The sequence below is a fragment of the Oricola thermophila genome, assembly GCF_013358405.1.
Classification (GTDB): Bacteria; Pseudomonadota; Alphaproteobacteria; order Rhizobiales; family Rhizobiaceae; genus Oricola; species Oricola thermophila.
The window spans coordinates 904,564-928,510 of the sequence record NZ_CP054836.1 but is presented as its reverse complement, the minus strand read 5'-3'; the positions used below and the strand labels follow the sequence as shown (position 1 = coordinate 928,510).

Annotated in this window: 22 protein-coding genes and 2 tRNA genes; 5 read left to right on the top strand and 19 right to left on the bottom strand. The window is 61.2% G+C overall.

Translation table 11 applies throughout. The features are described from left to right. Positions 1–67: 67 nt before the first annotated feature. The 8 genes from HTY61_RS04360 to HTY61_RS04325 all read right to left on the bottom strand — a co-directional run bounded on the left by HTY61_RS04360 (position 68) and on the right by HTY61_RS04325 (position 9,906). A complete protein-coding gene (locus tag HTY61_RS04360; RefSeq protein ID WP_175275649.1) occupies positions 68–298 on the bottom strand; it encodes a twin-arginine translocase TatA/TatE family subunit in 231 nt (76 codons plus the stop codon). Positions 299–336: 38 nt separating this feature from the next. Further along, positions 337–1,437 (bottom strand): ABC transporter ATP-binding protein, encoded by a 1,101-nt coding sequence (locus tag HTY61_RS04355; RefSeq protein ID WP_175275648.1) that lies wholly within the window; start codon positions 1,435–1,437, stop codon positions 337–339. Between the two features lie 50 nt (positions 1,438–1,487). Further along, entirely contained in the window at positions 1,488–2,141 is a 654-nt protein-coding gene (gene scpB / locus HTY61_RS04350; RefSeq protein ID WP_197945399.1) for an SMC-Scp complex subunit ScpB, read from the bottom strand. A 116-nt stretch (positions 2,142–2,257) separates the two neighbouring features. Continuing rightward, entirely contained in the window at positions 2,258–3,046 is a 789-nt protein-coding gene (locus HTY61_RS04345) for a segregation and condensation protein A (RefSeq protein WP_175278410.1), read from the bottom strand. A 116-nt stretch (positions 3,047–3,162) separates the two neighbouring features. Continuing rightward, positions 3,163–4,197: a beta-N-acetylhexosaminidase gene (gene nagZ / locus HTY61_RS04340; protein WP_175275647.1), complete on the bottom strand. Its 1,035-nt coding sequence runs from the start codon at positions 4,195–4,197 to the stop codon at positions 3,163–3,165. 74 nt (positions 4,198–4,271) lie between these two features. Then, positions 4,272–6,788: an SPOR domain-containing protein gene (locus HTY61_RS04335; RefSeq protein ID WP_175275646.1), complete on the bottom strand. Its 2,517-nt coding sequence runs from the start codon at positions 6,786–6,788 to the stop codon at positions 4,272–4,274. A gap of 85 nt (positions 6,789–6,873) precedes the next feature. Further along, on the bottom strand, positions 6,874–8,622 hold the full coding sequence (argS, locus tag HTY61_RS04330; protein WP_175275645.1) for an arginine--tRNA ligase: 1,749 nt from the start codon (positions 8,620–8,622) through the stop codon (positions 6,874–6,876). Between the two features lie 54 nt (positions 8,623–8,676). Then, positions 8,677–9,906: a deoxyguanosinetriphosphate triphosphohydrolase gene (locus tag HTY61_RS04325; RefSeq protein ID WP_175275644.1), complete on the bottom strand. Its 1,230-nt coding sequence runs from the start codon at positions 9,904–9,906 to the stop codon at positions 8,677–8,679. Positions 9,907–10,048: 142 nt separating this feature from the next. On the opposite strand from HTY61_RS04325, the gene erpA reads away from it, so the two are divergent. Then, positions 10,049–10,381 (top strand): iron-sulfur cluster insertion protein ErpA, encoded by a 333-nt coding sequence (gene erpA, locus HTY61_RS04320; RefSeq protein WP_175275643.1) that lies wholly within the window; start codon positions 10,049–10,051, stop codon positions 10,379–10,381. 34 nt (positions 10,382–10,415) lie between these two features. On the opposite strand, the gene HTY61_RS04315 is transcribed toward erpA, so the two are convergent. Next, a complete protein-coding gene (locus HTY61_RS04315) occupies positions 10,416–11,774 on the bottom strand; it encodes a uracil-xanthine permease family protein (RefSeq protein ID WP_175275642.1) in 1,359 nt (452 codons plus the stop codon). A gap of 111 nt (positions 11,775–11,885) precedes the next feature. Here HTY61_RS04315 and xth point away from each other — a divergent pair, with 111 nt between their 5' ends. Both xth and HTY61_RS04305 read left to right on the top strand, forming a co-directional pair. After that, positions 11,886–12,668, top strand: coding sequence for an exodeoxyribonuclease III (gene xth, locus HTY61_RS04310; protein WP_175275641.1), 783 nt, complete (start codon positions 11,886–11,888; stop codon positions 12,666–12,668). Between the two features lie 56 nt (positions 12,669–12,724). After that, positions 12,725–12,997 (top strand): hypothetical protein, encoded by a 273-nt coding sequence (locus HTY61_RS04305; RefSeq protein WP_175275640.1) that lies wholly within the window; start codon positions 12,725–12,727, stop codon positions 12,995–12,997. Here HTY61_RS04305 and HTY61_RS04300 read toward each other — a convergent pair. Both HTY61_RS04300 and HTY61_RS04295 read right to left on the bottom strand, forming a co-directional pair. Beyond that, positions 12,994–13,797, bottom strand: coding sequence for a tetratricopeptide repeat protein (locus tag HTY61_RS04300; protein ID WP_175275639.1), 804 nt, complete (start codon positions 13,795–13,797; stop codon positions 12,994–12,996). The two genes, HTY61_RS04305 and HTY61_RS04300, sit on opposite strands and share 4 nt — an antisense overlap. A gap of 286 nt (positions 13,798–14,083) precedes the next feature. Beyond that, complete coding sequence (locus tag HTY61_RS04295; RefSeq protein WP_175275638.1) at positions 14,084–15,226, bottom strand: outer membrane protein transport protein; 1,143 nt, start codon at positions 15,224–15,226, stop codon at positions 14,084–14,086. On the opposite strand from HTY61_RS04295, the gene HTY61_RS04290 reads away from it, so the two are divergent. After that, positions 15,219–15,533 carry a hypothetical protein gene (locus HTY61_RS04290; RefSeq protein ID WP_175275637.1) on the top strand — a complete coding sequence of 105 codons (315 nt, stop codon included), beginning with the start codon at positions 15,219–15,221 and terminating at the stop codon, positions 15,531–15,533. The two genes, HTY61_RS04295 and HTY61_RS04290, sit on opposite strands and share 8 nt — an antisense overlap. A gap of 17 nt (positions 15,534–15,550) precedes the next feature. Here HTY61_RS04290 and HTY61_RS04285 read toward each other — a convergent pair whose 3' ends face one another. The 6 genes from HTY61_RS04285 to HTY61_RS04260 form a co-directional block, all read right to left on the bottom strand. Next, entirely contained in the window at positions 15,551–18,364 is a 2,814-nt protein-coding gene (locus HTY61_RS04285) for a valine--tRNA ligase (protein ID WP_175275636.1), read from the bottom strand. Between the two features lie 103 nt (positions 18,365–18,467). After that, positions 18,468–19,355, bottom strand: a complete 888-nt coding sequence (locus HTY61_RS04280) for a PopZ family protein (RefSeq protein ID WP_246272922.1) — start codon at positions 19,353–19,355, stop codon at positions 18,468–18,470. Positions 19,356–19,488: 133 nt separating this feature from the next. Further along, complete coding sequence (locus HTY61_RS04275; RefSeq protein ID WP_175275635.1) at positions 19,489–20,850, bottom strand: TolC family outer membrane protein; 1,362 nt, start codon at positions 20,848–20,850, stop codon at positions 19,489–19,491. Positions 20,851–20,980: 130 nt separating this feature from the next. Further along, a complete protein-coding gene (locus HTY61_RS04270) occupies positions 20,981–21,652 on the bottom strand; it encodes a protein-L-isoaspartate O-methyltransferase family protein (protein ID WP_175275634.1) in 672 nt (223 codons plus the stop codon). A 59-nt stretch (positions 21,653–21,711) separates the two neighbouring features. Beyond that, positions 21,712–21,785, bottom strand: a tRNA-Cys gene (locus tag HTY61_RS04265). A 68-nt stretch (positions 21,786–21,853) separates the two neighbouring features. After that, entirely contained in the window at positions 21,854–22,135 is a 282-nt protein-coding gene (locus HTY61_RS04260; protein WP_175275633.1) for a hypothetical protein, read from the bottom strand. A 173-nt stretch (positions 22,136–22,308) separates the two neighbouring features. Here HTY61_RS04260 and HTY61_RS04255 point away from each other — a divergent pair. After that, positions 22,309–22,383: transfer RNA gene (locus HTY61_RS04255), tRNA-Asn, on the top strand. Positions 22,384–22,436: 53 nt separating this feature from the next. Here the strand turns inward: HTY61_RS04255 and HTY61_RS04250 are convergent. Beyond that, positions 22,437–22,994, bottom strand: a complete 558-nt coding sequence (locus tag HTY61_RS04250) for a GGDEF domain-containing protein (protein ID WP_175275632.1) — start codon at positions 22,992–22,994, stop codon at positions 22,437–22,439. 462 nt (positions 22,995–23,456) lie between these two features. Further along, positions 23,457–23,741, bottom strand: a complete 285-nt coding sequence (locus HTY61_RS04245; protein WP_175275631.1) for a hypothetical protein — start codon at positions 23,739–23,741, stop codon at positions 23,457–23,459. Between the last annotated feature and the right edge of the window lie 206 nt (positions 23,742–23,947).

Below are 23,947 nucleotides of genomic sequence, written 5' to 3'. Positions count from 1 at the left end.
GAAAGATATCCATCCGCGTCATGGCTCGATCGGCTCGGCCGACCGGGCACAAGACGCTAAAAGCGGTTCAGCTTTTCTTCTTGGCGGCAGTCGTGGTTTCGACCGGTTCGTCGGCCTTGTGTTCAACCGTTTTCGCCACGTCCTCCGCGCCCTGCTCTCCTTCGTCGGCGAGCCCCTTGCGGAAGTTCTTGATGCCCTTGGCGACGTCGCCCATCAGCTCCGGAATCTTGCCGCGTCCGAACAGCAGCAACACGATAACGAGCACGATGACCCATTGCCACCAGCCAGTAATTCCCATGAGAACGATCTCCTCAAGCCTCGTTTGTCTCGCGACACTTAGGCGTTTTCCGCGTCAGATTCAAACAGCATTATGTCGCCGGGACGTACATAAATAGTCACATCTCGTATCCCGGCGGGCAGTTCGTCGGCCCGAATTCGCGCGCGCACCGGCTGATCCGTGCCCGGAACAGCCAGCACCAGATTTTCCGTCACGCCGAGGAACCGTCTGCTGACGACCCGGCCGGGAATGCCGCCCTCGCCCGGCGCACGCACATCCAGTCCGACCGTGCGAACCGCAACACTCACCGGAGTACCATCCGGCCTGCCCGCGCAGTCGAATGTCCCGAGCGGCGTTTCCGTGACGCCGCCGCGGCACGTGGACGAAAACACGTTCAGCTCCGAGAAGAACCCGGCCACGAACAGGTTTCGCGGCGCATGATAGATCTCGTGCGCCGTGCCGGCCTGGATTATCTCGCCATGATCGAGCAATGCGATACGGTCGCCCATGCGCATGGCCTCCTCCGCGTCATGCGTGACGACGATCGCGGTGGCCCGCGTCTCGCGCAGGATCGCCAGCGTCTCTGCACGCACGCTGTCCTTCAGCCGGGTATCCAGGCCCGAAAACGGCTCGTCCATCAGGATGACGGACGGTCGCGGTGCCAGCGCACGGGCCAGCGCCACGCGCTGCTGTTCGCCGCCGGACAGGACGTGCGGATAGCTGTTCAGGTGATGCTCTAGGCCGACACGACGGATGGCGGCCAGGGCCTCGCGGTTCGTGTCTGCGGCGCTCATGCTGCGCAGACCGAAGCGCACATTGTCGAGAATTGTCATGTGCGGGAACAGCGCGAAGTCCTGGAACATCAGCCCGACGGACCGCTTTTCCGGCGGGGTGAAAACATTGTCGCCGGCGATGACCCGGCCATTCATCCTCACCCGACCCGAGCTCTGTTCCTCCAGCCCGGCGGCCAGCCGAAGCAGCGAAGTCTTCCCGGAGCCGGACGGCCCGAGCAGGCACAGGATCTCTCCCGGCTTGGCAACGAGGGAAATCCCCTTCAGCGTATGGACGTCGCCGTAATGCAGGTGAATATCCTCGAACGCCAGTTCGGCGGCGAAGGTTACGCCTGTGCGCTGAAGGGAGGAATCTTGGCTTTGAACCATCGGGTACGCGATCGAAACGGGTTGGCGGGCGCCGAAGCGCCCGTACCGTCTCAATCATCGCCGCCCTTGGGTGTCAACAGACCGAGCTCTTCCAGGTCGATATCCGTCAGCTCCTCCTCGTCCTCGGTCAATTCGTCCGGATCGAGATTCGGCATCGGCATGGAGAAATTCGAGGGCATGCGCGTGGACAGCAGGCCGGCCCCCTTGAGCTCTTCAAGTCCCGGCAGGTCGCGTATTTCAGACAGGCCGAAATGATCGAGAAATTCCAACGTCGTACCGTATGTGACCGGGCGGCCCGGTGTCTTGCGTCGTCCGCGCATCTTGACCCAGCCGGTTTCCAGGAGGACGTCCAGCGTGCCCTTGGAGGTTTCAACGCCCCGGATTTCCTCCATCTCCGCACGCGTCACCGGTTGATGATACGCGATGATGGCCAGGACTTCGAGGGCCGCGCGCGAAAGCTTTCGCTGCTGGACTTCCTCGCGCTGCATCAGGAAACCGAGATCGCCCGCCGTGCGAAATGCCCAGCAATTTTCTATGCGTACAAGGTTCACCCCGCGCTTTTCATAGAATTGCTGCAACTCGGTCATCAGCGCGCGGATATCGACGCCTTCGGGCAGCCGGTCGGCGAGAGCCTTTTCGCTTACCGGTTCGGCGGACGCGAAGACCAGCGCCTCGGCCATGCGCATCGCCTCGGCCTCAACCATTCGGCGGGCAGGATTCTCGCTCTCGATCGGCACGACATTGTCTCCGTCGTCCCCCGAGCCATGATGGAATTCCTCCACCGCCTCCATGCCGTTTCCGGTATCATCCATGCTGTCGGTCATTGTTCAGCCCCCGCACGGGTTACGTCCCGCATGTACAACGTGGAGAAATGCGTGTCCTGGCGGATCTCCACCACCCGCTCGCGAACCAGTTCCAGGCTCGCCGCAAAGGCACTCGCGATCGCCGTGCGGCGTTGTTCCGGCGTACTGACATAGGCGACGATATAGCTGTCGAGCGCCGTCCATTCCGGTATCTCGCCCACCAGACGCCGCAGGATTTCACGTGCTTCCGTGAGCGACCAGACCGCGCGCTTGGCGATCTCCACGTGGTTGTTGATCTCGCGCTGGCGCTGTTGCGCATAGGCGGTGAGAAGATCGAAAAGCGAGGCGTGGTATTCGTTGGTCTTTTCCACCACGACCGTTTCCGGCATGCCGCGTGCGAACACGTCGCGCCCCAACCGGTTCCGATTGATCAGCCGGGCGGCGGCATCGCGCATCGCTTCCAGCCGCTTCAGCCGGAATTGCAGGAGCGCCGCCATTTCCTCGCCCGACTGTTCGTCATCGTCCTTGGGCTGCGGTATCAGCAGCTTCGACTTGAGAAATGCGAGCCATGCCGCCATGACGAGATAGTCGGCGGCCAGTTCAAGACGCAATGCCCGGGCCTTCTCGATAAAGATCAGGTACTGTCGCGCCAGTTCCAGAACTGAGATCTGCGTCAGGTCGACCTTCTGGTTGCGCGCAAGGTGCAGCAACAGGTCGAGCGGCCCCTCGAAGCCCTCGACATCGACCACGAGCGCCGGCTCCGACGCAGCACGCCGATCCGCGTTGTCCTGCCAGACGGCATCCATCGGCACCGCCTTTTCCCTGGCGGCGCCACTGTTGGTGGCAGCCTGGTTGTCCGTAGCGTTCAAGCGCACAGCTCCTGTTGTACCGGTTTCACCGCCAACAGCGCCATGCCGGGCGGTTATGCGGTCGTCTTGAAATATCCGTCCAGTTCGTCGCGCAACGCAGCCACATGAACCGCATCGCCAAGCCTGTTGTCATGTTGCGCCAGCATCGCCAGTGCCGCCCGAGCGCGTTCCTCTGCCCTGCCCTCCAGGACCGGCGTCGCCGCGGCAACGGCCAGCATCTCCGCCATGACGCCGTTGCAATGTAGGACAACATCGCAACCCGCGCCAAAGATGCTTTCGGTGCGAGCGGCGAAATCCCCAGAAAGTGCGTGCATCGACACGTCGTCGCTCATCAGCAGCCCGCCAAAACCGATTTCGCCGCGAATGATCTCGGCCACAACCCTTGGTGACGTCGTGGCTGGCTGTTCCGGATCGATTGCCGAATAGACCACGTGGGCAGTCATCGCCATCGGCATGTCGGCAAGCGCCTTGAAGGGCGGGAAATCATGCGCCCGCAATTCCTCCAGCGATGCATCGACGATCGGCAGATCCTTGTGACTGTCGGCAAAAGCCCGACCGTGCCCGGGGATGTGCTTGATGACCGGCAGCACACCACCTTCCATCAGCCCTTCCGCCGCTTCACGGCCAAGTATGGAGACCGTTTCCGGATCCTTGCCATAGGCACGGTCGCCGATCACGTCGTGGGCACCCTCCACGGGAACGTCGAGTACCGGCAGGCAGTCGGCGTTGATGCCGAGCGGCAGGAGATCGGCCGCATGGAGCCGCGACATCGTCCGCGCAGCCCGCCTTCCCGCACCCCGGTCGCCGCGATAGAGGTCCCCGATTGCCGCGCCGGACGGATAGGACCGGGTGATCGGCTCGCGGATGCGCTGAACGCGGCCGCCTTCCTGGTCGATGAACACCGGTGCATCGTCGCGCCCGACCAATGCACGAAAATGTGCCGTCAACGCCCGGATTTCCGCGGGAGAGCCGATATTGCGGGCGAACAGGATCAGTCCCCACGGCCTTTCGCGTTCCAGGAACTCGATCTCTTCATCGGTGAAGCTGGTGCCGGCACAGCCGGTAATCATCGCTTTTGATTCGGTCATGCGAGATCCTATCTGCAAACGATACAAACGAAAAAGGCGGCTTGCGCCGCCTTGTCTCCGATAACGTGGTTTTCCTATCGCGCCACAAAGCAGCTTCCGCCTTCCTGCTTCAACCGTTCGCAGACAGCCACTGCATCCTGCCGGCCATTTGCCACGATGCGAACCCGGTGATAGGTGCCGCGACCCTCGATCTCAGCCTGCTGGATCGTCACCTGGCGGTTGCCGATGACATTGGCAAATCGGCGCGCAAGGTCCGCGGCGGACTGTTGCGCCAGTTCCGCTGAGGGCTGCGAGGCGATCTGCACCATATAGCTGCCGGGCGCGACCTGACTCGGAGCTGCCGCTGCCGGTGCGGGGCTGGGCGCCTGCGCCGCCGGGGCAGAGGCGACCTGGCGGGTCGGCTGTTGCACGCCACCCACGATGGTAACCGGCTGGTCGGAAGGCCTTTCGGGAATTGCGACAGGTGCGCGCACCGGCTCGCTCGCCGCAGGAGCCGTTGCTTCCCCGGCTTGCGTCGCAAGCGGTTCACTCACTTCCGGTTCGGCAATTGCGGCAAGCTGCTCTGCCGTGGCGGCTTCCGTCGTCGAACTGTCGGCAATCGCCTCCGATGTCCCGACCGGTGCGGGAGACGACGCAACATCCGGCGCGGCCGGAACGGTCGTGGTCTCGATCGGGCGCACCGGCGCATCGGGCGTCGGTATCGTCGGCGCGGGCTCAGGTGCCGCCGCAACAACCGGCTGTTCAGGTGCCGGCTGGTTCTCGACCAGCGTTCCGTCGGGTTTCACGATGACCGTGCGCACGCGGCGAGGCGCGAGAACGGGTGTGGCGCTCTCGGCGATATCGTCCGCGGCATCGGGCGTCAGGCGATCCTCGATCTTGGCCGTCTCTGCGACCGCGTTTGGCAAGATCGGGGCACCGGCAGCATTCAGGTCGATCGGCTCCTCGGAGGTCGAGACGAGCGTTTCCTGCGTCGGCACCGTCTCGCCATTTCCGTCGACTTCGCTGTAGACGGCGCGATCCTGGTTTGGCACCTGCTTGCCGCCCGGGTCCTCCGGCACGATCTTGACCGGCTCCGGATCGGCCTTGACCAGAACCGGCGCGCCTGAATCGACACCGTTGTCCGAAGACAGGCCAAATGCGGCGATGGCGCCAAGTATGGCAACGCCGCCGACAGCGGCGGCGATCATCATGCCCCGTTTGGATCTCGGTTCTTCGCCATGAATGGCATCGGCGACTGCCGCACCGGCCACCGGCGCGGCCGCCGGCGTGTCATCGCGCGCCGACATGTCATGGTCGACGAATTCGAGGTCGCGTGCGAGCGCGGTCTCGAAAGATCCCATGTCGAGATCGAGCCCGCTGTCCTGCTTTTCGGCTTCGGGCTTCGCTTCCGCGGTTTCGGCAGCATCGCGCATGGAATCGAACTGGTCGTAGCCGCTCAGCGCGGCATCGAGTTCACGCTCGATATCGACTGCCATCGAAGCCTTGTCCTCGACATCCGGCAATTCGGGCAGGTCCAGCGGCTGCATGGGCTCGATATCTGCAGCGGGCAGCTCGGCGGTTTCGACAACCGGCGGCGCGGCCTGCGACGCGATCTCCTCGACCGCCGCCTCTATGTCGCTGACATAGGTGCTCTCGACGTCGGTTTCGGCCGATGCGGAGGCCGGGGCCGCGCCGTCTCCTTCCGCGACCTCGTGCGCGGCGGCCGGAGCCTCGGCACCGCCCTCGTCGAAGGAAATCGCAAGGCCCTCGTTCAGAGCGCTCTCGAATGCATCGAGTATCTCCGCATCCTCGTCAACAGGACCCGCCGGTTCGTCACGGGCAGGCGCGGCAGGCTCGTCCTGGTCGTACCAGACAGGAGCGGATGCCGGCACTTGCGCGAAGGTCTCCGTTTGCGACGGGGATTGGGCCGGCGCCGGCGAATTGGACCATTCGACCCCTGCATCGTCGCCGAGATTGCCGAGAAGGTCGATCAGTTCGGCCTCCAGCGTACCGGGGCTACCCGCATCGGCGGAATGCGATTCCGCCTCGGCCGCGGGCCGGGGATCTTCGGCAACCGGCGCTTCCGGCATGCGGGGATAGGCGGATGAAGGCGCGTCGGGGTAGTCCGTCTCTGGCGCTCCGGAATATGCCGGGGCCGGCGCTTCGGCATACTGCGGCTCCACCTCGTCGGGATAGGCGGGTTCCCCGGGATGTTCTGCTTCGGGCGTCTCGGCATATTCGGCTGCCGGCGGCTCGGAATGCTCTGTTTCGGGCGCCTCGGAATATCCGGCCACGGGCGCTTCCGGATAGGCGGATGCAGGAGTCTCGGGAATGCCGTGTGCGGCATTTACGGCCTCTTCGACCTCGGCGACAGCCGCCTCCACCTCCCCAACCGATTCGCCCTCTATGGAAGCTGAAAAATCACCCAGTTCGCGAAGCAAGGCATCCTCAAGGTCCATCTGGCCGTCATCGGCGTCAGGGTCAGCATCTGCAGCAGCTTCTGGCTCGGAATAGCCGATGATCTGCGAGAGCTCGAACAGCGGATCATCGCGAGAGATCCGGTCTTCTCCGGTATTGCCGACGTCCAATTTGCGGTTGGTCGCGTCCGTCATGCCAGTACCCCATACGCCTTACTGCAGGGAAAGATCCCGCTTTACGCTAAATGCCAGCGCATTATGGGCAAAAGGTGACAGGGTTCTACCGCATTTCGGCCGGAGAATCGGCCCCGACGATGGCAAGCCCGGACCGCAGCACATTGAGTACGCCCTGCACCAGCCCCAGTCTGGCACGTGTCAATTGTGGATTGTTAACCTTAACAAAGCGTAAGGCCTCGTTGTCTGTGCCCTTGTTCCATTGGCCATGGAAGGCACTGGCAAGATCGTAAAGATAGAACGCGACGCGGTGCGGTTCATGCGCCTGCGCCGCTGCCTCGATCACCCGCGGATACTCCGCCAGCTTCCGGATAAGGGCCATCTCGCTCTCGTCCGTAAGCAGTTCAAGATCGTCGGGATCGACAACGACCTCCCCGCCGAACTGCTCGGCCGCCTGCCGGAATACCGAATGACAGCGCGCGCTGGCATATTGGACGTAAAATACGGGATTGTCCTTGGACTGCTCCGTCACCTTGGCGAAATCGAAATCCAGCGGCTCCATGTTCTTGCGATAGAGCATCATGAACCGCACGGAATCGCGCCCTACCTCATCGACCACCTCGCGCAGCGTGACGAACTGGCCGGCCCGTTTCGACATGCGCACCGGCTCGCCATTGCGGTAGAGCTTCACGAGCTGGCACAGCAGCACCGTTAGCTTTGCATCGTCTCCTGCAACCGCGCGAGCGAGCGCCTCCATGCGCTTCACATAGCCGCCATGGTCGGCGCCGAGGACATAGATCATCTCCTTGAAGCCGCGCCTGTACTTGTCCAGGAAATAGGCAACATCGGCGGCAAAATAGGTATAACTGCCGTCGGACTTGACCAGCGGACGGTCTACGTCATCACCGACCGCGGTCGAGCGGAAAAGCGTCTGTTCGCGATCCTCCCAGTCATCAGGCAGTTGTCCCTTCGGCGGCGGCAGGGTGCCCTTGTAGACATGCCCGTTCATCGTGAGCTCGTTTATCGCGGTGCGTATGCGCTTCTCGCCATCGGCATGCAGGTCACGCTCGGAGAAAAATACGTCGTGATGTACGTTAAGTGCGTCGAGATCATCCCGGATCATGGCCATCATCGCATCGATCGCCCTGTCCTTGACGATGGCCAGCGCCTCGTCCTCCGGCATGTCTAGAAGCTTGCGGCCATATTCCTCGGCCAGCGACTTGCCGAGCGGAACCAGGTAATCGCCGGGATAGAGGCCTTCCGGTATCTCGCCGATCTCTTCGCCGAGCGCCTCTCGGTAGCGCAGCATGACCGAGCGCCCCAGCACGTCGATCTGTACGCCCGCGTCATTGATGTAGTATTCCTTGGTGACATCATACCCGGCAAAGGCCAGGAGGTTGGCAAGCGCGTCACCGACAACGGCGCCGCGGCAATGACCGACATGCATCGGCCCGGTCGGGTTGGCCGACACATATTCCACGTTCACCTTCAGGCCGCCGCCAAGGTCGCACCGGCCGAAATCGGTCTCCTTTTCCAGTATCGTCGCAAGCTGCTTGCGCCAAAAGCCGTCGGAAAGCTTCAGATTCACGAAACCGGGGCCGGCGATACCGGCTTCCATGACATCGGGATCCTCCGAAAGCTTGGCAGCCAGTTTCTCGCCAAGTTCGCGCGGCGCCATTCCCGCCTGTTTTGCCAGGACCAGTGCAGCGTTGGTGGCGATATCGCCGTGCGACGCATCGCGGGGCGGCTCGATTCCCAGTTTTTCGAGATTGAGCTCACCGCCATTGGCGCCCTTGATACCAAGCGACGCGACGGCCTCGATGACCCGATGACGAAACTCGGTGAAAATGTTCATTTTTGCTGTCCTGGATGGAAACGGAGATCCGGCTACCGGAGAATTCGGGCGTGGCTATCGCAAATCGGGAGTATGGTCAAACAGGCGACGATGTTCCGACAGTGCAAAGGTGTCGGTCATTCCGGCAAGGTAGTCCGCGACCCGCCGTGCGAGCGCAGGTTCGTCGACCTGCGAAAGCTGCTCCGACCAGTGCCCGCCCATCTTCTCGGGTTGCGCCATGAATGCGGCAAAAAGCCCGCGCACGATCTCCTCTGCCTGCGCCCGCACCCGCATGACGTCCGGATGGCGGTACATGTTGGCAAACATGAAGTCCTTCAGCTCCCTTTCCAGCGATGCCATTTCCGGCGAGAACTCCGCCATCGTCCTGCCGGCGCGGTAGATGTCTTCCACGCTTGTCGGCTCCAGCTCCGAGAGATTCTGCGTTGTACGGGCGATCACGTCCTCGACCATGCGGGTGATCAGGCGCCGCGTCGTCTCGTGGCCCCGCCGACTGTCATCGAGACCGGGATAGAGCCGATCCACCTCGTCGAGTATCTCCCGCGCAAGCGTCACCTCGCGCAACATGTCGAAATTCAACAATCCTGCACGAAGCCCGTCGTCAATGTCGTGAGTGTTGTAGGCGATGTCGTCAGAGATCGCCGCAAGCTGCGCTTCAAGTCCCGCATGCCGGTCGATCTCCAGGTCATGCAGCGCACAATAGTTCAGGATCGTCGGCGGGACCGGCCCGCGAGTGCCTCTTCCCGTTTCCGGGTCTTCCAGTGGCCCATTGTGCTTTACGAGCCCTTCCAGAGTTTCCCAGGTCAGGTTCAGGCCGTCAAACTCGGCATAGCGCCGTTCCAGTTTCGTGACGACGCGCAAGGCTTGCGCGTTGTGATCAAATCCGCCGTAATCGGCCATCAACTCGTTCAGCACATCCTCGCCCGTGTGACCGAACGGAGTGTGGCCGAAATCGTGTACCAGCGCCACGGCTTCGGCGAGGTCTTCATCCAGCCGGAATGCCCGTGCCAGCGCGCGCGCGATTTGCGAAACCTCGATCGTATGCGTCAACCTTGTTCGGTAATGATCGCCCTCGTGACTGAAGAAGACCTGCGTCTTGTGCTTGAGTCGCCGAAATGCGGTCGAATGCACGATGCGATCGCGATCACGTTGAAATTCGGTACGCGTACGGCTGCGCGGCTCGTCCACGAAGCGCCCGCGGCTCTTCTCGGGACAAGTCGCGTACGCCGCCCGTTCGCCAAGGCCGAAACCGATGCCCTGCAACGTCTCGTCCGAAACCCGCTGCATGCTTGTGCCGTCTCCTTGCAATTTACCCGACCGCTTCCTTGTTGACGCGGCCGCAGCCGCTTCATACCTATGATGCAGTGTGTTGAACACCATATGAACGGCAACCGCTCGGGAATTTGAAACGATGACGGCGCATCCGAAAATGGCAGACAAGAGCGTTAAGGTTACCGATGCATGTGCCGCGCGCGTCTCGAAAATCCTCGAGGACGAACCGGAGAACCGTGCATTGCGCATATCCGTTGAAGGCGGCGGATGCTCGGGCTTCTCCTACAAGTTCGACTTGGTTCCCGGCCCCGCCGAGGACGACATCGTCATTGAGAAGAACGGTGCGACCATCCTGATCGACCAGCTTTCCATGGTCTACATGGCCGGCTCCGAGATCGACTTCGTCGACGACCTGATCGGCCAGTCCTTCCAGATCCGCAACCCCAACGCCGTTGCAAGCTGCGGTTGCGGCACTTCATTCTCGATATGAAGAACGGCCCGGAGATTCCCGGGCCGCATCAGTCCTAGTCTTCGCCCAGCTCCTGCGGGAGCGCCAGATTGAGCACGATGGAAATCAGCGCCGCCGGCAGAAGACCGGAGGTCAGAAGGACCTGTAGCGTCCTCGGCAAATGCTGAAGGGCACCCGGTTCGAGCTGCAGCCCGAGCCCTACCGAAAGCGATACCGCGAAGATCACCATGTTTCGCCTGTTCCAATCGACATCCGCGAGCATCTTCACGCCTGCGGCGGTTACCATGCCGAACATCACGATGACACCTCCGCCCAGTACGTTGATCGGAACGGTTGCAACGATGGCGCCGAACTTCGGGATCAGACCGCAGAGGACAAGGAAGATCGCCCCCAAGGTGACAACATGGCGGCTCATCACGCCGGTCATGGAGATCAGTCCGACATTCTGGCTGAACGATGTATTGGGCAGGCCGCCGAACACGCCCGCTATCGCAGTGCCCAGCCCGTCGGCATAGGTGGCCCCGGCGATCTCCTTGTCGGATGCCTCGCGCCCGGCCCCGCCCTTGCATATGCCCGAGGTGTCGCCGACCGTCTCGATGGCGGAGATGACTGCCATGAAGCACATGCCGATGATAATCGCGCCGTTGAACTCGATACCCCATTTGAACGGCGTCGGCAGCGCGAAAATGGCCGCGTTGGCAACATTGCCGAAGCTCACCTGCCCCATCAAGAACGCCACGACATATCCGGCGATCAAGCCGCTCAGAACCGCCGCGACCGAAAGGAGCCCCTTCGCGAAGAACTTCAGGCCGAGCGTCACCACGACGACAACGGTTGCAGGAAACCACATGGCAAACGAGCCGTATTCCGGTTTGCCGATCAACGGCACGCCGCCGGCCGCATACTGGATGCCGACACGGATGAGCGCGAGGCCGATCATCAGCACGATGAGCCCTGTGACCAGCGGAGGAAGCGCGAAGCGCAGGCGCCCGATAATGGTGCCAAGAAGGAAATGAAAACAGCCGCCTATGATGACACCAGTCATCAGGCCCGCCATGCCCGCAACCCCCTGCCCCGCAACGGCCGGGATCATGACCGGAAGAAATGCGAAGCTGGTTCCCTGGACGATAGGGAGTCTTGCCCCGACCGGTCCGAAGCCGATCGTCTGGAACAGCGTCGCCACGCCGGCGAACAGGACGGACATCTGGATCATGTAGACAAGGTTCGGGAAATCGGGCGAGTTCGACCCGAAACCGAAACCGGCCGCACCGGCGACGATGATCGCCGGCGTCACGTTCGACACGAACATTGCCAGCACGTGCTGGATGCCAAGCGGCACCGCGTGAGCCAACGCTGGAGTGTAATCGGGATCGCGCAGTTGTTCGGCGGTTCCCAGGCCAGAAGAATTCGTCATAACCCCCTCCTCCTCTTGATCGCCTTCCGATGGCGATTGAAAAAGGCTACGCGAACATGACACTCTGGCAAGTAAAACCGGGAATGATTCCCCCTTATGGGCAGAAAATTGATGAAAATCGCCACCTGGAACATCAATGGCGTCAAGGCACGCATAGACACGGTCATCAGCTGGCTGGAACAAGCCTCGCCGGATATTGCCTGTCTCCAGGAGATCAAGTCAGTCGACGAAAACTTCCCTCGCGAGCCTTTCGAGGCTCTTGGCTATCACGTCGAAACACACGGTCAGAAGGGTTTCAACGGTGTCGCGATCCTTTCAAGGCTGCCATTTGACGAGGTCAATCGCGGCCTGCCGGGAAACGACGGCGATGAACAGGCGCGCTTCATCGAGGGCGTGTTTTCGGTCGACGGAGGAGTCGTTCGCGTGGTTTCGCTCTACCTGCCGAATGGCAATCCCGTCGACAGCGAGAAATTTCCCTACAAGCTGGCCTGGATGCGGCGGCTGCACGACTGGACGAGGGAACGCCTGGCGCTGGAAGAGCCTCTGGTTCTGGCCGGCGACTACAACGTCATACCGCAGCAGGGTGATTGTCACGACCCGAAGGCATGGGAGGGGGACGCGCTGTTTCGTCCGGAATCCCGCGCAGCCTTCCGTCGCCTCCTCAATCTCGGCCTCACGGAAGCGGTACGATCGGTTACCGACAAGACCGGCACGTATACGTTCTGGGACTACCAGGCCGGCGCATGGCAGAAGAACAACGGCATTCGCATAGACCATCTGCTCTTGTCGCCGGAGGCCGCCAACAAGCTGCGCGCGGTTCATATCGACAAACATGTCCGCGCCTGGGAAAAGCCATCCGACCACGTGCCCGTCGTGATTGAATACGCCGCCTGACCACCCATGTTTGCCCGGATCTCAGGTCGTGTTACTCTGCCCGCCGGGAGACTGTCATGCGAAGCAAACCGGCACGTTACGCGACGATCGTGGTTTTCGCGCTTTGCGGACCGGCCCTCTCCGGAGAAGGTTGCACCTGCCGCGGCAACGGGCAGGATATCCCGGAGGGCCAGACCGTGTGTCTCAAGACCGCATCAGGCCACAAGCTTGCCCGCTGCGAAAGGGTTTTGAACAACACGTCCTGGAAGCTCCTTGATGCCGACTGCCCGACGGCAACGCTCCCGCCGCGTTCAGTCGATGCCCTGGAAAATGGTCAAGGATTTTCCTAGTTCTGGCTGGCAAGCGCGATCGCCGTGCGCCGGTCCGCCTCCGTGGAAACCGCGAATGCCTCTTCCTGCAACGCGCGGATCCAGTGGATTTCCGGCTCCTGGGCCTTGTTGAGCGCCCGCGTCAGCATCGAAAGACCACGCACGGTACGTCCGGAATCAAACAGTATCTTGCCGAGCATTGCCTCCGAGCCCACATGCCCCTTGCGCGCAGCCAGATTGAACCAGCGCGCTGCGGTTACCTGATCGACCGGGCCACCTTCTCCGTTCAGATACATGCGGCCAAGCTCGAACTGCGCATCGGGATCGCCGAACTGGCTGGCGGCCTGCAAGTAAAGCTGGCGTGCGCGAGAGGGATCTGCGGAAATCGGTGAATTCGGGATACCGCGACGCAGATAGTTGGCGAGGGACATCAACGCGTGCGCCACGAAAGTCTCGTCACGCGTTCCAGGCTCCGCGCCCTCGTTCACGAGCCCTTCGTATATGCGAAAGGCTTCGTAGTCATCTTCCTGTACGCCGTCTCCCGACGCATACATGGTGGCCAGTTTCCAGCGTGCGCCGGCATGCCCCTGTTCGGCGGCGTCGCGATATGCCCTGAGCGCCTCGTCCTTGCGACCGTTCTTGTATGCAGAGAAACCGAACCGGAACAGGACCCACGGCCCCTTCTTCTCCGGTTCCGCGGTTTGAGCGAATGACGGTACCGTTGCGAACGCCGAAAGCACCAACGAAAGCGAACATGCGGCGACCGTCAGCGTGTTCAATGCCTTGCTGCGATTGTTGTTCTTGGACCCGTAAATGGTCATCTCAAAAGCGAAGTCCTGGATGTCGGCGTGACACTTCTAACCGTTGCTTGATGCCGGACGCCTGTTCGGCATCCATCCGATGCGCCCGGTTTATGGCGGCAAATGGGCACACAGAAGCGCTCCGGTTCTAAACCGACTCTTTGCCCAAAAGTGTTGCGAAATCGTCACAAGAACGGCGATTCCAGCCTGCACCCATCAAGGACCATCAACCGAATTGTCTGATCTGCATCGCGGTGAAAGTCCCGCCGCTGTCGCGGCAGGACCAGTCAAGACTTTCGCCCGGCGGCTACCAGCGAACCTTGTAATTTGCTGAAATCGCAAAGGCAGTGTCATCTCCGACGGCATTCCCGTCGACGTCCGACGCAGAGCCGAGGAAGGATACAGCGCCACCAAACGAGAGTTCACCGAACTCGCCCTTGGCCGTCACCGCGCCACCGACAGAGATGGTGCGGGCGGACAGGTCGTAGCCGGTTCCGACGCTGGAGTCGTAGGACACGAACGCGGCGCCCGAAATCTGGTCGTTGAAGGCGTGGCCGATACCGGCGGTATAGGTCCAGCCGTCCTTCCAGAAGTAGTCGTTCGTCGAATAGCCACCGCCAGGGTTGAGGAAAAGCTGTTCATTTACGGACCAGTTGGTCCAGCGGACACTGCCGAACGCCAGCCAACCGGGAGCGATGCCGGTCTGGAATTTCGCATCGACCATCTGCGGAAGATAGCCGTAGCCGCTGGCGATCGGCATGGCGGCATTGAGTGGCAATGCATCATACGCGGTACCCGTATTCGCGAGACGCGTGGTCGTGCCGGTTGCATCGTGACGCTGGCCGGAACGATACATGACTTGTGCCCGCAACGCGATTTCCGGGATTTCGTAGGCCAGGCCCACGCGATAGCCGATTTCCTCGCTGTTGAGATCCACGGCCAATCCGCCGCCAAGGACGGAAAGCTCGTAATCGAACGTTTCCTGGAATATGCCGCCGATGAAAGCGATACGGCCTTTCGACACCGGCATGAAGTATCCGCAGGTCAGTCCCTTTTCATTGACCGTGAACGCCTCGTGCACCTTGCCGGTGGCCCCGGTGGGAATGGTCGTCGTCGCGGAAGCGCCGAACGCATCGGTCATCGTCGCGGCGCAACGGAGCTCTTCGGTCACCTTGAGCGACATCGCGAAAGACGGGATTACATAGGAATCCGCGTAATCCGTCCCCACGTTCGAATTCGCAGGCACAAGACCGCCGAGAGCAGGTCCGGTAGCAGTATACGTACGTGTGGGATTCACGTAGGCGGCCGCGGCATGAATGTTGAAATTGCCATCCTCGAACAGGATATCCGTATCCGCGGTGCCGCGGTTGAAACCGCCGGCCATCGCCCCTCCCGACAGGGCAGTCGCGCAGACGAGACCGAGAACAACTGATTTGGTGCTTTTGAGCATTCGTTCCTCCAACCCGTTTGTCGAAAAATTCCGGCAACGGCGCGTGAATTTCAAGCGCATTCTCGCCGAGAAATCGCCACAAATTCCTAACGGGATCGAACGGAGGCCGGGCGCCGGTCGCGATTTGCCTGAATTACGTTTACGTCAACGGCCGGCGACGCAACACAACGCGCAAAAATGCGCGAAAACGGCCGTTTTTCGTCGACAACCGGACAAAAATCGGACAAATCGCCGCCCTGTTGCAAATCTGACACAAATGCCGATAAATCAATCTATTCAGCCCGCCGACGAGAATTCGGCGGGCTGAAGCTGCACAGATCGGGCCTAGCCGATCTGCTCCAGGCGTTGCATGGCGGTCTGCAGCGAATCGCGTTCAGACAGCGCGTCCTGGAGCTTTTCCTTTTCCTTTGCGACCACTTCGGGTTTGGCATTCGCAAGGAACTTCTCGTTTCCGAGCTTGCTCTCCAATTTCCTGATCTCGGCTTCGATCTTTCCCGAGGCCTTGGCGAGTCTTGCCCGCTCGGCTTCGACGTCGATCAGGCCGCCGAGTGGAAGGCAGGCCGTCGCCTCGCCGACGATGATCTGGGCGGATCCCTTCGGAACATCGCTCTCGACAAGGATATCTTCGACGCGCGCAAGCCGCTTGATGGCCGGATCGTGACGCAGCAGACGCTGGCGTGTCGCGTCGCCGGCACCGACAACCACCAGCGGGACATTCGCGGAAGCCGGCACGTTCATCTCGGCCCGCGTGGAACGTATGCCGCTGACAAGTTCGATCAACCAGTTGATCTCACCGGCGGCCTCGGCGTCCTCGAATTCCGGACGCGGCCATTCCGCATGGCAAAGCAAAGTGTCGCGCTGGTCGGCAGTCAGCGCCCACAGTTCTTCCGTCATGAATGGCATGAATGGATGCAACAGCTTGTAGATGCCGTCGAGCACATGCGCCGCGCAAGCCTGCGCTTCCGCCTTGGCTTCCTCATCCTCGCCGTTGAACAGCGGCTTGAGCAATTCGAGGTACCAGTCGCAGAAGGTGTTCCACACGAAGCGGTACACGGCGTTTGCCGCCTCGTTGAAGCGGTACTGGTCGATGCCGGCAGCCACCTCGCGGGCAGCCTTGGTGAATTCCGTCAGGATCCAGCGGTTGATCTGCAGCTTGGCGTGTTCCGGGCGGAACGACGGGTCGATACGGACGCCGTTCATCTGCGCAAAGCGTGTCGCGTTCCAGAGCTTCGTACCGAAATTGCGGTAGCCGGCGATGCGTGCCGGATCGAGCTTAACGTCACGCCCTTGGGCCGCCATGATCGCCAGCGTGAAACGAAGCGCATCCGCCCCGTATTCGTCGATCAGCTCCAGCGGGTCGATGACGTTGCCCTTCGACTTCGACATCTTCTGCCCGAACTTGTCGCGAACCAGGGCATGCACATAGACGGTATGGAACGGCTCGACTGGCATGCCGTTCTCGTCCTTCATGAAGTGCAGGCCCATCATCATCATGCGGGCTACCCAGAAGAATATGATGTCGAAGCCGGTGACCAGGACATTGGTCGGATACCATGTTTTCAGCGCTTCGGTCTGGTCCGGCCATCCGAGCGTAGAGAACGGCCACAGCGCCGACGAAAACCATGTGTCGAGCACGTCCTCGTCGCGCGTCAGCTCCACTTCCTTGCCGTAGTGAGCCTTCGCGGCCGCGGCCGCCTCTTCCTCGGATTTCTCGACGAACACCTTTCCGTCCGGACCGTACCAGGCCGGTATCTGGTGACCCCACCACAACTGCCGCGATATGCACCACGGCTGGATGTTCTCCATCCAGTTGAAATAGGTATTCTCCCAGTTTTTCGGGACGAACTGGGTTCGCCCCTCCCGGACCGACGCTATGGCCGGCTTGGCCAGCGTCGCGGCATCGACATACCATTGATCGGTCAGATAGGGCTCGATCGGCACGCCGCCACGATCGCCATGCGGAACTTGGTGCCTGTGCGGCTCTATACGGTCCAGAAGGCCGAGATTGTCCATCATCTCGACGATCTTCTCTCGCGCCACGAAGCGATCCAGGCCATCGAGCGCGCTCGTCGCATCGGCCAGTTCCGCCGTCTGTTCCAGGCCATCATGGAAGTCCGCATTGCCCTTGAGGCTTATGCAGGCTTCCTCGTCAAGCACGTTGATTGCGGGCAGATTCTGCCGTTTGCCGACTTCAAAATCGTTGAAATCGTGCGCCGGCGTCATCTTCACCGCACCCGTGCCCGCTTCCGGGTCGGGGTACTCGTCGGCAACAATGGGAATGCGCCTGCCAACAATAGGCAGGATCACGTGCTTGCCGACCAGCTTCTTGTAGCGCGGATCGTCCGGATGCACGGCCACACCTGTATCGCCGAGCATTGTTTCCGGGCGTGTCGTGGCGACGACGAGATAGTCGCGCGTCTCGTAGCCCGCAGGTTCGCCGTCGGACGGCTTCCACCCGGTCCGGTTGCCTTCGTCATCCAGGTTGTAGGGATGCTCATACGTTTCGCCGTCCGCGAGCGGATAGCGGAAATGCCAAAGGTGACCGTCGACTTCCCTCTGCTCCACCTCGAGATCGGAAATTGCCGTATGAAGCTTGGGATCCCAGTTCACAAGGCGCTTGTCCTTGTAGATGAGCCCTTCCCTGTATAGCCGGACGAAAACCTCGAGCACCGCCTTCGACAGGCCCTCGTCCATGGTGAAGCGTTCCCGCGACCAGTCACAGGAGGCGCCGAGCCGCTTCAGCTGATTGAAAATCCGGCCTCCGGATTCGTTTTTCCACTGCCAGATACGCTCAACGAATTTCTCCCGCCCGAGATCCCGGCGGGTCACATTCTCCCCGTTCTCGGCCATCTGGCGCTCGACCACCATCTGCGTGGCGATTCCCGCATGGTCCATTCCGGGCTGCCAGAGCACGTTCCTGCCGTTCATGCGCTGGTAGCGGATCATGACGTCCTGCAGCGTGTTGTTGAGCGCATGGCCCATATGCAACGAGCCGGTGACATTGGGCGGAGGAATGACGATGCAGTAGGGATCGGCGCCTTCCTTCGCACCGGCACCGGCGGCAAAGGCGTTGGCATCATCCCAGATTTTGGCAATTCTCGGTTCGACGCTGGCAGCGTCAAAGTTCTTGTCGAGCATAAGGAAACGTCCGCGAACGAAGTCGGTGGTTCAGCGCACGTGTAAATCCGAAGCCCGTCCGCCTGTCAACAAATGGGCGGTGGCTCCACGGCATGAAGACCGTTTAACAAGCCGTACGCGGCTCCCCACGGGCAATGCGTTCGATTTCGCTGCGCACGAGCCGCTCCACGAGAGACGGCAAGTTGTTGTCCAGCCAATCCTGCAACATCGGGCGCAGCATGTCCTCGGCAATGGCGTCGAGATCGCGCCCCTGTTTGGCCGCCATGATCGCGGAAAGATCGGAGAATGCGTGAGAAACCTGCTGCGAAACCGCATCGGAAACCAGTGCACCGCGCGGCTCTTCCGTCTTGGGTGACGAGGTCGTCAAAGACGTTTCCGAACCTGACGGATCTCCACCCTCTGCAACGGCCAGCCCCTCGGATGACAGATCGGCAACTTTTCCCCGAAGCATGCTGCCCAGTTGGCGAAACGCACCGTCATCGGCTTCGGTGAAACGGGCATCGTACTTCGCCTGACGATCGCGGGGCGTCAATACATCCCGGTCCACGGGATTGAACTCCGCACGAAGCGCGGCCTCGACCTCGGAAATATCCGGCTCCGGCAGATCTTCCGCGACCGCAGTTTGCGGTTTCAGCATCGGGGCGGTTTCCCCGCCCGCAGCTTGATTGATGCCGGAAGTCTTGGTGGAGTGTTCGCGATCAAGATAGTCGCTCACGGCAGTTTCAATCTCGCCCGAATCCGCCTTCTCGGCGCCACGCGGTGTCCGCGGCGTATTTGGCAACACGGCCTGCGGCACGCGAGACCTGTCTTCGCCCTCGTCATTCGCCGGCGGCGGCGGAACCGTGGCCACGGCTTCGGAGGGAGCCTGGTCTTCGACCTTGCGCCGAACCGGCTCCGCAGTGTGGCTTTCTCCGGCGTCGATGATCCGGCGAATCGAGGCCAGGATCTCGTCCATGGAGGGTTGGTCGCGAAGTGCGCTGCTCTGTGCCATGTCCCGTCCGCCATCAACGTCGCCGGCCTTCCCGGCGAATCACGACTCAGAGACTAGCGAATGATGCGGCTAATGAGAATCCCGTCACCCGGCGGCAACAACGATGACCCACAACATTAAGCCATCGTTTTGGTTAACGGCCGTCCGGTGTGCGCAGTCCATACCACTTGTCCGCGACGGCCTCGTAATGTTCCTTGGGATCGTGCAGCGCAACCTTGAGGCCCAGACGCTCCGCCGTCAGGCGCCCCATTGCCGAGCGCAGCGCATAGCTGGACACAACCACGTCACGTTCTGCCTGGACAAGCGCGATCTGCGCGCTGAGAACATCCGCCTGGGCGTTGAGTACATCGAGCGTCGTGCGCTGTCCGACATCGCGCTCCTGAATCACACCGTCGAGCGCGAGGCGCGCGGCAGCCAGCGTTTCGCGGTTCGCAGCCACGGCAGCCTGGGAAGCCTGAAGCTGTGTCCATGCCGATGCCACGGCGGCGCGCACCTGATCGCGAGCGACATCCATGTTGATGCGCGCCTGGCCTAGCTGTTCCTTCTTCTGGCGCACTGTGGCGCTATACTGCCCGCCCTGGTAGATGGGCACGGTGACCTGAGCGCCGATGCTGGCACTATCGTTCGTGAATTCGCCCCCCACGCTAGAAGAATAGCTAGAATGGGAACGGGAAACCGACGCCGACAATCCGACCTGCGGCATGAAGGCGCCCTCAGCCGCTTTCACGCTGAATAGACCCGAATCGACGAGGTGATTGCGAAGTCGAATTGCCGGATGCTCGGCGAACGCGATCTTCTGCGCCTCTTCAAGTGACCGCGGCATACCACGCGTCAACGCGCTTGCCGGCTCCAGATTGCCAGGCTCCGAGCCGGTAAGCTGGCGGTAGACCGCGGCGCTCGAAAGCGCGGCCGCGCGCGCCGCCTGCAACTGCGCCACCGCAGCCGCGCGGCTGGCCTTGGCTTGCTCGACATCGGTTCGTGTACCCTCGCCGACCTCGAAACGAGCCTGGGCGGCACGTACCTGCTCCTCGAGAAATGCCAGGTTGCGCTGCCTGAACTCGGCAATTCGCCGATTCTGGACGACATCCATATAGGCCTGCGCCGTGTCGAACAGGACATTCTGTTCCGTGTTGCGCAAATTCTCCCGCTCGGCCAGCACACCCGAACGAGCGGCGCGCACGTTATTGCGCGTCTGGAAACCGTCGAAAATGGACTGGTTTATTTCAATCCCGAAGCTCGAGCTCGTGATTCCGCGCCCCGAACTGTCACTCCAGGAATTGGTGATTCCGGCTGTTCCCTGCACACGCGGACGATAGCCCGATTTCGCAAGGGCCACACTCTCATCCTGAATGCGAACACCTGCTCGCGCCGCGTTCAACTCGGAATTGTTCTCGTAGGCCTTGGCGAGCGCACCGAAGATGTTTTCCGCGTTCGCGACCTGTGACGAAAGGGAAACGGTCACCGCTAGAGCTAGTGCGAGAATCGGCTTGCGCATCCGTAAAGTCCTGAAATTCGACGACCAAAGGGGTATTCTGAGACACGACTTTTATGTGTCGCGGCCTCAACGGGCAATACCCGATACGAACTAATTGACGGGTGTTGCCCGCCGGCAACCATCACATCGCCTAGAGGGAGAACTCGGCTTCCTTCCGGAATCCCGGCAATTCTTTGGCGGAAAGATTGAACGCTCTCCGTCCGGAGACCACTCCATCCACCTTGACATGGACTGCGGCAAAACCGCTCAACCCATGCCCCTCGACGACCACGAGACGACCGCCCTCCTTCAGCTGCTCGAACAGGGCAGCAGGAATCTCATCGACGGAGCCGCCCACGAAGATCACGTCATACGGCCCTTCGGAGGGATATCCGGCAGCAAACGGCCCTGTCACGACGGCGACATTGTCGAAGCCGTTTTCGACAAGGATTTCCGTTGCCCTTCCGGCAAGCTCCTCATCGGCCTCCAGCGCGATAACCGCACTGCCCAACCTCGAGAGCACAGCTGACGAATAGCCGGTACCACAACCGATATCGAGAACGAGGTCGCTAGCCTTCACATTCGCGAGCTGCACAAGGCGCGCGAAAGGCGACGGCTCCATGATGTATCTTTTCACGCCGGAATCCGCGCTGCCAATCTCGATATCGTCGTCAATATAGGCAAACGGCTTCTTCTGCTCTGGAACGAAAGCCTCTCGCGGAACTGACAACAGGGCATCGAGCAGACGCAGGTCGGTCACGTCCGTTGTGCGAACCTGGCTATCGACCATTGCCTGGCGCAACTCATCGAAATTATGGCCCATCGCTCTCGATCCGTTTCCGTTGCATCCGTTTCAGGCGCCGACAACGAACCCGGAACAGATGGAGGCCTCGCCCGGAATCGAACCGGGGTACAAGGATTTGCAGTCCTCTGCGTAACCACTCCGCCACGAGGCCGTAACGGGTTCGCTGTCTATGGCGCGTCCTGTTAACAGAGGGTTTTTGCTCCGGCAAGCACGATCGTTTCAACCCCGGTGTTTTTCTTGTCCGCGCCGCGACCAGCGCAGGATCGCCTTGCGCCTCCACCGCCTCACCCGCCGCAGATCATGCGCCAGAACGAGAATGCCGAGCGGCAGCATCCAGAAACCGAAAACCGGGAGGAAACCGACAATTCCGCCTGCCACCAGCAACAGGCCAAGCGCGATGCGCCCGCGCCGGGAATTGGGAACGGGCATGGTTCGATTTAACACCCTTATGGTGCTTCGGGTCGGAAAGCGCTTGGTCGCTTGCTCGGTTTCCTCGCTCATTCATCCCCCGGCCATACCCCGGTCAGTTGGGCGCGCGACGCCCGATCGCCGGCAAATTAGCCGGAATTGCGGCGTTTCGGACCAGTGTTACGCGCCCTCACAAAAAAGTTTCATTTCCGCCTTGGCAAATCGGAAAGAACTTTGATATACGCCCGGCTCAGCTTGAGAGCTATTCCCCGGTAGCTCAGCGGTAGAGCAACCGGCTGTTAACCGGTTGGTCGCTGGTTCGAATCCGGCCCGGGGAGCCAGTTTCAAAAGGGGTCGGCCCATTTCGCCGGCCCCTTTTTTCATTGCAGGCAATCTAGTGCCGATAAGCCGTGTCCAGGCGCAACGCGCCCAACGCGATGGCAAGCGAATCCTCGGTGGGATCTTCGGAATAGAGCCGCTCAACCGCTTCGCGAAACATGTCGTTGAATCCGATTTGTTCCGCAAAAACAACTCCACCGATTCGCACCGAAACGGCATCAGGGGCCCCGTCCGGCGAAAAATATACTCCGGTCACGCTCGCGGAAATCCGATCGGCGATGTCGCGAGCATCCCCTTCCTCGGCTCCGGGCAAAAACACGCCAAACATCGTTGCGCCGATTCGGCCCACGACATCGCCCGTACGCACCGATGAGCGGATCGCCAATGCTATCAGCGCAAGCGCCTCGTCACCCGCTTCGAGACCATAGCGCCTGTTGACCTCGCTCAGATGATCGGCATGCACCACAAGGAATGCGCCCGCGGGATTGTCCACATCGACGATCTTCCTTCGGCGATCAACTATCGTCGAGAATGCGCCGGGTCGGTACAGATCGGTCACCGGGTCGTGCGAGGCCAAACGATTCAACGCAAGTCGGCGCCGCGCAAGTTCCACCCTCTGCAAGCATATGGCCGCAAGCAGGGGGAGGGCTATTGCCAAAGGCACCACCACAACATTGACAACCCCGTATCCGAAGGGCGTCACGCCGGGGACGAGGGCCATGAGGTAGTTTGCCAGGCCGGAGACGGCGAAGCTCGCAACGAGACCGGTCGCGATGAAAGAAAACTGCCGCCATGATGGAATTTTTGCGCCCGCCAAATAGAAATCTCCCCTGTCGCATCCGGCATTACTGCCGCGAGCTTGACGGAATGGCGTCTATAAGCGGTTTCGCAAACGTGTAGAATTGGAAGAGGTTGCTGTCAGGCTGTGGAAAACGGCCATCGCAGCGAATCCCTCTCCAACGGAACAGGCGGTGTGCGGACGATAACGCTGCGGCGTGGGCCGGCTACCCGCCGCTCCCGAGGCAATCTCGTTGTCTGTTGATGGTCGCCTGGCCGGTCGCCGAAGCCGGATGGTTCAGTGCGAAAGGCGGCGGCCGGGACCATCGGCACCGACGATCGCGTTCGAGCGCATCGCTTCAATCCGGGTTTGTGCGAGGGAAAGCAATGCGTTGGCGATCTCGTCCTCGCTCCAGCCATCCGCCAGCGCACGATTGATCAACGCCTCGAACCCGGGTTCGAGATACGCTTCGCACGCCAGATCCCGATCGGTTCCGTCGTTGGCGGAACGAAAGGAACGAAAAACCATGTCACTACCCTCGAATACTTGCCGAACGGAACTGAACCCGTTTCCGGACAGCACCTGTCGGCCCTCTTCCCGTTTACGCAACTTTATATTGCTCGCGAAAACAACTTTCCGTTGAGGCAAATTGCGCATCTAATCACACATATACGTACGAATCACAAGAAACCACGCCTGCCGATCGCCTGCAGAATGACAATGAACGCTTCGCCTTGCGCCGGACTGTAAATTCTTGCCGTGGCGTGACCTGACCCGAATTTCTCTGC

What these genes read in the sequence shown, in the direction of transcription:
- HTY61_RS04360 (WP_175275649.1), bottom strand. Translation starts at nt 298, where the DNA reads ATGGGAATTACTGGCTGGTGGCAATGGGTCATCGTGCTCGTTATCGTG.
- HTY61_RS04355 (WP_175275648.1), bottom strand. Translation starts at nt 1,437, where the DNA reads ATGGTTCAAAGCCAAGATTCCTCCCTTCAGCGCACAGGCGTAACCTTC.
- scpB (WP_197945399.1), bottom strand. Translation starts at nt 2,141, where the DNA reads ATGGTTGAGGCCGAGGCGATGCGCATGGCCGAGGCGCTGGTCTTCGCG.
- HTY61_RS04345 (WP_175278410.1), bottom strand. Translation starts at nt 3,046, where the DNA reads ATGGATGCCGTCTGGCAGGACAACGCGGATCGGCGTGCTGCGTCGGAG.
- nagZ (WP_175275647.1), bottom strand. Translation starts at nt 4,197, where the DNA reads ATGACCGAATCAAAAGCGATGATTACCGGCTGTGCCGGCACCAGCTTC.
- HTY61_RS04335 (WP_175275646.1), bottom strand. Translation starts at nt 6,788, where the DNA reads ATGACGGACGCGACCAACCGCAAATTGGACGTCGGCAATACCGGAGAA.
- argS (WP_175275645.1), bottom strand. Translation starts at nt 8,622, where the DNA reads ATGAACATTTTCACCGAGTTTCGTCATCGGGTCATCGAGGCCGTCGCG.
- HTY61_RS04325 (WP_175275644.1), bottom strand. Translation starts at nt 9,906, where the DNA reads ATGCAGCGGGTTTCGGACGAGACGTTGCAGGGCATCGGTTTCGGCCTT.
- erpA (WP_175275643.1), top strand. Translation starts at nt 10,049, where the DNA reads ATGGCAGACAAGAGCGTTAAGGTTACCGATGCATGTGCCGCGCGCGTC.
- HTY61_RS04315 (WP_175275642.1), bottom strand. Translation starts at nt 11,774, where the DNA reads ATGACGAATTCTTCTGGCCTGGGAACCGCCGAACAACTGCGCGATCCC.
- xth (WP_175275641.1), top strand. Translation starts at nt 11,886, where the DNA reads ATGAAAATCGCCACCTGGAACATCAATGGCGTCAAGGCACGCATAGAC.
- HTY61_RS04305 (WP_175275640.1), top strand. Translation starts at nt 12,725, where the DNA reads ATGCGAAGCAAACCGGCACGTTACGCGACGATCGTGGTTTTCGCGCTT.
- HTY61_RS04300 (WP_175275639.1), bottom strand. Translation starts at nt 13,797, where the DNA reads ATGACCATTTACGGGTCCAAGAACAACAATCGCAGCAAGGCATTGAAC.
- HTY61_RS04295 (WP_175275638.1), bottom strand. Translation starts at nt 15,226, where the DNA reads ATGCTCAAAAGCACCAAATCAGTTGTTCTCGGTCTCGTCTGCGCGACT.
- HTY61_RS04285 (WP_175275636.1), bottom strand. Translation starts at nt 18,364, where the DNA reads ATGCTCGACAAGAACTTTGACGCTGCCAGCGTCGAACCGAGAATTGCC.
- HTY61_RS04280 (WP_246272922.1), bottom strand. Translation starts at nt 19,355, where the DNA reads ATGGCACAGAGCAGCGCACTTCGCGACCAACCCTCCATGGACGAGATC.
- HTY61_RS04275 (WP_175275635.1), bottom strand. Translation starts at nt 20,850, where the DNA reads ATGCGCAAGCCGATTCTCGCACTAGCTCTAGCGGTGACCGTTTCCCTT.
- HTY61_RS04270 (WP_175275634.1), bottom strand. Translation starts at nt 21,652, where the DNA reads ATGGGCCATAATTTCGATGAGTTGCGCCAGGCAATGGTCGATAGCCAG.
- HTY61_RS04260 (WP_175275633.1), bottom strand. Translation starts at nt 22,135, where the DNA reads ATGAGCGAGGAAACCGAGCAAGCGACCAAGCGCTTTCCGACCCGAAGC.